Origin of the sequence: Fretibacterium fastidiosum (assembly GCF_000210715.1) — a bacterium.
Classification (GTDB): domain Bacteria; phylum Synergistota; class Synergistia; order Synergistales; family Aminobacteriaceae; genus Fretibacterium; species Fretibacterium fastidiosum.
In genome coordinates, this window is the sequence record NC_021038.1 from 1,324,305 (window position 1) to 1,329,480 (window position 5,176).

Here is a 5,176-nt window from a genome sequence, read left to right on the forward strand (position 1 = left end):
TTATGAAAAACACTCGCCACCTCCCCCTCGGGGAGCCTTCCGGCTGTCGTTCGCTACCGCTCACGGGCCGGCAGTCTCGCCCCTGCGGGGCTCGCCAGCCCCCCTTCCAGGGGGGCCTGAAAAGCGCGCCGCTTCTTTTTGCCTCCCCTGCAAGGGGAGGTGCCGCCGAAGGCGGCGGAGGGGTTGTTCTGAAGTGGTGCGTTCAGTTTCCGGTCCCGGCCCTCAGTGCCGCAACCTCGTCAGGGGAGAGGCCCGTCGCCTGAGATATCTGCTCCGACGTGAAACTCATGCCCAGCATCCGACGCGCCGTGGCAGCGACGCCCCTTGCCTCACCCAGCTGAATGCCCTCTGTCCTGCCCAGCTGGATGCCCTTTTCAATGCCCTTACGTTCCATGATGCTGACGTACATCCGTCCCGCCTCCTTCGCCTCTTCCAGGGCGCTCTCCCATTCCTCGTACTCCCTGGAGCTCTCGTCCTCCGTCAGGTGAATCACGCCCTCCATAAACACCAACAGCTGCGCCTTGTCCGCGTGGGGCCAGCCCTGTTCGTCCAGGAGCTTCAGCATCTCCTTCAGGTAACTCAGCTTCCTCGGCTCGCTGCTCCGGCTCTTCCACGCCCTCAAACCCGCCAGGTGCGCCCAGTCAAAGGGGTTGTCGCTCGCCTTCAGGGCCTCTTCGTCCCCTTCGTAGAGCTTGAACACGGGAAACTCGTACTTCACCCGCGTGCCGTAGCCCTCCCAGGAATAGATCCCGTAGGACTGCGCCTCCGACAGGGGCTCGATGAGGAGAGCCAGGGCGCTGACGTGCCTTCGGTAACGTCCCTCCAGGAGGCCACGGTAGCGGTGCATCCGCAGAGGGAAGTCCTCGTTCCCGCCCCGGCCCTGCACCTCCACGTGAAGGAGGATCCAGGCGTCTTCTTGGGTACGGAGGGGGACGTTCGCCAGGAGGTCCACGAATCGGTTCCCGTCCGGCTCACCGCCTTCCGACCTTTGGGTGAAGCGGGCCAGCCGGCGCAGTTCCTTATCGAGGAAAACGACGTCCCGTTTCTCGTCGAGGTCCCTGGCCAGGTCGGGCAGCAAAGAGTGGAGCATGGGGACGAAGAATCGGTTTAGAATATCTTTCCAGAGCAGATCATCGCGTCGCGGTTCCTTGGCGGCCTTCTCCGATGGGTCTTTTTTCTTCCCGCTCATGGCGTCACCTCGTTTCGTGATTTGCCGTGCACTTAGGCTTTCCCTGTACCAGTATAGCAAAGCTCAGGGGAGTTTGATTCAGAAAGGGGCTCAAAAACAACCCCTCAGTCTCGCCCCTTCGGGGCTCGCCAGCCCCCCTTTCAGGGGGGCCCAAAAGCGCGCCCTGCTTGCCTTGCCTCCCCTGAAAGGGGACGGCCAGACTGCCAGCGAACGCAGTGAGCTGTGCAGGTCGGCTGGTTTCTTCATCAGGTGGCCCAACGGGCCGGAGGGGTCATCCCCTCCGCCGCAACACAACGGGGATAGCCGCAGCGAGCAGCAGCCAGCCCAACAAAAACCCTGCGTCGCATCCACCACCACCGCCCTTGCCCTTGTCGGGCTGGCCGGGGTTGGTGTCTGGCTTTGGCTCCGGTGCCGGCGTGCCCGACGCCTCGACCGTGAGGATCGCCGCGGGGTCCACCACCTTGCCGTCCGCCGCACCGTCCAGGTCCAGCGGGCCGCCGTCCCGGATAAACAGCGTCAGGACGTAAGGAATATAAGGCTTCAGGTCCTCGACGATGTTGCCCTTGTCGTCCAGCACCGTGAAGCGTCCGTCGGCGAAGTCCGCAGGCCTGGCCGCCCACGTCAGCAGCACGCCCTTATCCGGTCCCGTGACCTTGAGCAGCTTCACGTCCGCACCCCTCTTGCCCTTGGGATCCGTGACCGTCAACGCCACGCCTGCCGCCGCAACACCGCCGGCCTTGTTCAGTCGGGCCGTGAGGACCGGAAGGAGCTTGACGGTCGCGGTCGTCTCGGAGGCCGGCAGCACCTTCTTCGCCACCTCCCTGGCAACCCTGGGCGCGAGCTTCACGACGCCACTATCGGAGTCCGCCCTCAGATCGTCCCGGGTCAGCCCCGTCCGGGAGAGCGCCTCCGCCGCTTTCGTCAACTCTTCCGCCTGGCCGGACGCCGCGAAATATTCCGGTTTCACGGCCTGGATACCCTCGGGGGAACCGCCCGGAAGGCTGGGCACAATGCCGGACTCCGGCTGGCCGGGCTGCGGCGTGGGCGACGGAGAGGGGCTTGGCGATGGACTCGGTGAAGGGCTTGGACTGGGAGACGGGGACGGTGGGATCACCGGGCCGGTCTGGATGGAGATTGCCGTGTAGGCCGAGATGTTCCCGCCCAGCGCGTTGGCATCGAACTCCCTCCAATTCGTCCCGTCGTAGCGCCACAGGCTGTAGCCCACGCCCGCCCACAGGTAGTTTCGCTCCGGGTCATAGACCAGGCCCATCCGATAACCGTACTTCCCTTTGAAGTCCCGCAGCAGCGTTCCCAGGTCACCGGCGGCCAGGCGTTCCGCCGTCGTCTCATAGACGCGGATGCTGTAGCCCGGCTTGTACTCCTCCTCGGAGACCCACTGCGTAGCCTGCACGTAGATCTTGCCCCATGCCGACGCGACCGCCCCGAACATGTGGCTGAAGGTGGGGTCCTTCTCCTTCATCCTTCTTGCCGTCACAGGCGCGGAGACCTCCATCGTGTCCAGGTTCACGATCTCCACGCAGGAGTCGGGATTGTACGTGTTCCCGAAGGGCTGGACTCCGCCCAGCGTGGCCACGTAGAGAAGGTTTCCCTGTCGGATGTAGGCGCCGGGGGTGAAGCCGTCCAGGTTCTTGCCCAGCATCGGCTTGTTCGCCAGCACGTTCAGGTCCTTGTCCAGCTTCACCAGCCGGTTGGGCGCGTAGCCGACGCCTGCGATGTTCCACACATCGTGCCCCTCGGTAAAGATGGCGTAGAGCGCGTCCCCATAGGGGACCAGCCCCTCGCCGTGGGCCTTGTTCCCAGAGGAGGACGGCGTGTAGAGGTACGTCTTGTCCTCCGTGTACTGGTCTCCACGGGTCGACACGCGGTTGATCGTAGGAATGTCGTAGGCCGTACCGTAGAGATACCCTCCCGAGGGGACCAGTATCCGGGTGTTATGCAGCGAGGTGCCAGCCTCCTGGGGGCGGTTCCATGTCTGAGGGATCTTCCAGTTCTCCTTGGGGCCGGGGTCGTGGATGTTAATGACGTCCGTACCGTTCAGGGTGTAGAGGGTGATCGCGACGCGGAAATTGCCGTCCGCGTTGACGAATGGGTAGATGCCCTGACCCTGGTTGCCCCCCATGTTGCTGACCAGGGGATGGATGGGCACCCCATCCCCCAGGACGATGCCCAGAGCTGTGTTGGCGTAGCTGTTGTCCTGCCGCGTGAAGATCAGCTCAGCTCCTGCCGGGGCAACCGGGAACGCCAGCGCCAGGATTAACGCCAGAATTGCAAAGAACCGCTTTCTCATTCCTACCACCATCCTCTTAATAGTGCCATGGCCTCCCCTGGAAGGGGCATCATTTTCCTACGCTGCTCTTGCCTGTAGTGCCCGGATTGTCGATTTGGCGTTGAAAATCCAAGCGTCTCCCACAAAGGACAATTTCGGGGCGGACGGGGCACCCTCCCATGCACAGGCTTCTTTTGTCGCACTCTGGGCAGGACGTTCTGAGACAAGTGCGAAAATCCTCGAACGTGCTGCTGTTCCAGGCTGCCTCAACCGTATTGTCACGAAGGTTGACTTCCCATCGTCGATCCTGATTGTCGAAGCTGCACGGGAGCATCTTCATGTCGGGGGTGACGTAGGCGGACCAGCGTGCTCCCTCGCACGTATCCAGGCTCTTCATATCAATGATTCCGGGATTGTTCACCAACGCCGGTACGGTACAGGAGTCGAACCCTACCCTGTATCGAAAGGTCCTGGAGTTCACCAGCTTCAGAAATTCCTTGAAGCTTTCGTCCTCAAGAGATATCACCTTTTCCCGACTCCCAAGGCCAACAGGCTTGTGCAGCAGAAATACGACAGCGTTTATCCCCACCGGGAAACCCTCACTGGGCCCCTTACCGGTGAGAAGCCTTATTGCTTCCGCTACGCTGTCACGGGCAAGGACGAAATGAATGTTCGTCTTAACACCAGCATTAAGAAGCAGACTGACAGCACGGAGTGTGTATGTGCTTCGATACCAGCTGACAGCCACCGCCCCGCAGTGCCGTCCGCTCAGCTCTGCAATATCCTTCGTCATGCCCAGTCCGGATGTCGTGTAATTGGGCACAATACGATAATGCCTACAGATTTGAAGTATCTCCGCAAAGTTCTCGTGCTGGTCGGGATCCCCGCATCCCCCGAGCGCAAACTGGTACGTCCTGCTGCTGCACTGCCGCGCCAGCTCCAGGAAATCGTCCAGCTCCATATCCGGGGCATCCGAATGAGGCCCGTCCTGATAGCATTCCACTCCCGCTGCCCGGCACAGGCCAAGCTTGCCGTGGCGACAATGCCCCATGATTCCGACATCGACCAGTTCCGGGAAAGATGACATAAACGGGTCCTCGCCGGTGTCCCTCCCATCCCTGATAATGCCGGTTCTGAAATACCGCCCTGTCCTGTCGTCGAAACAGGACAGGAAATCTTTTTCTCTGTGGATTTGCATCGTAGTTCCAGGAATGTCAGGCCACAACAATTCGGCCCGATGCCCTAGTACGAAAGATCATCATCAATGGCAACAAAGTTTCCGTCGCCGGTTTGATCAAGAACAGCCCACAGGTCCTGGAACAGCCGTGTATAGTAGACCTCGGCCGTCTCGAGGTCAAGGGTGCCCGAGTAAATGTCCTTGCCCTCCTTCAAAGCCTCACGAATCCCATCCTCATCCACGACGTAATTGTCCTCAAAAAAATCCTGGATATCCTTCTCGCCGCTCTCAGGCCCCAGGACTTTTTTGCCGAGCATCTTCTCCTCAACAAACTTAATGATAGCTTCCTTCTGCTTTTCGTTCAGTTCACCCTGCCGCGCGACGATAAAACTGCTGCTGCTTGAGTTCGTCACGAAATCCATTCGGATTTTCATAAAACGCTACCTCCTCGTTATTATCCCAAAGTAACCGATTTTTATTGATACCGTATGGACTCACGGTTGCAGGGGTGGTCCGAATGACC

At 60.7% G+C, this 5,176-nt stretch carries 4 protein-coding genes; all 4 read right to left on the reverse strand.

All coding sequences use genetic code 11. The annotated features are described in order from the left end of the window. Nucleotides 1-202: 202 nt before the first annotated feature. The 4 genes from SY1_RS06150 to SY1_RS06165 all read right to left on the reverse strand — a co-directional run bounded on the left by SY1_RS06150 (nucleotide 203) and on the right by SY1_RS06165 (nucleotide 5,087). The gene (locus SY1_RS06150) at nucleotides 203-1,090 is read right to left on the reverse strand and encodes an RpnC/YadD family protein (RefSeq protein ID WP_208873083.1); all 888 of its coding nucleotides are present in this window, start codon (nucleotides 1,088-1,090) and stop codon (nucleotides 203-205) included. A 370-nt stretch (nucleotides 1,091-1,460) separates the two neighbouring features. Then, nucleotides 1,461-3,497 (reverse strand): Synerg-CTERM sorting domain-containing protein, encoded by a 2,037-nt coding sequence (locus SY1_RS06155; RefSeq protein WP_015556515.1) that lies wholly within the window; start codon nucleotides 3,495-3,497, stop codon nucleotides 1,461-1,463. 49 nt (nucleotides 3,498-3,546) lie between these two features. Beyond that, nucleotides 3,547-4,674 (reverse strand): SPASM domain-containing protein, encoded by a 1,128-nt coding sequence (locus tag SY1_RS06160; RefSeq protein WP_015556516.1) that lies wholly within the window; start codon nucleotides 4,672-4,674, stop codon nucleotides 3,547-3,549. 44 nt (nucleotides 4,675-4,718) lie between these two features. Next, entirely contained in the window at nucleotides 4,719-5,087 is a 369-nt protein-coding gene (locus SY1_RS06165) for an Ntn hydrolase family protein (protein ID WP_015556517.1), read from the reverse strand. Nucleotides 5,088-5,176: the final 89 nt, after the last annotated feature.

Bases quoted from the DNA above. Each gene is read 5' to 3' on its own strand.
- SY1_RS06165 (WP_015556517.1), bottom strand. From the start codon at position 5,087: ATGAAAATCCGAATGGATTTCGTGACGAACTCAAGCAGCAGCAGTTTT.
- SY1_RS06150 (WP_208873083.1), bottom strand. From the start codon at position 1,090: ATGCTCCACTCTTTGCTGCCCGACCTGGCCAGGGACCTCGACGAGAAA.
- SY1_RS06155 (WP_015556515.1), bottom strand. From the start codon at position 3,497: ATGAGAAAGCGGTTCTTTGCAATTCTGGCGTTAATCCTGGCGCTGGCG.
- SY1_RS06160 (WP_015556516.1), bottom strand. From the start codon at position 4,674: ATGCAAATCCACAGAGAAAAAGATTTCCTGTCCTGTTTCGACGACAGG.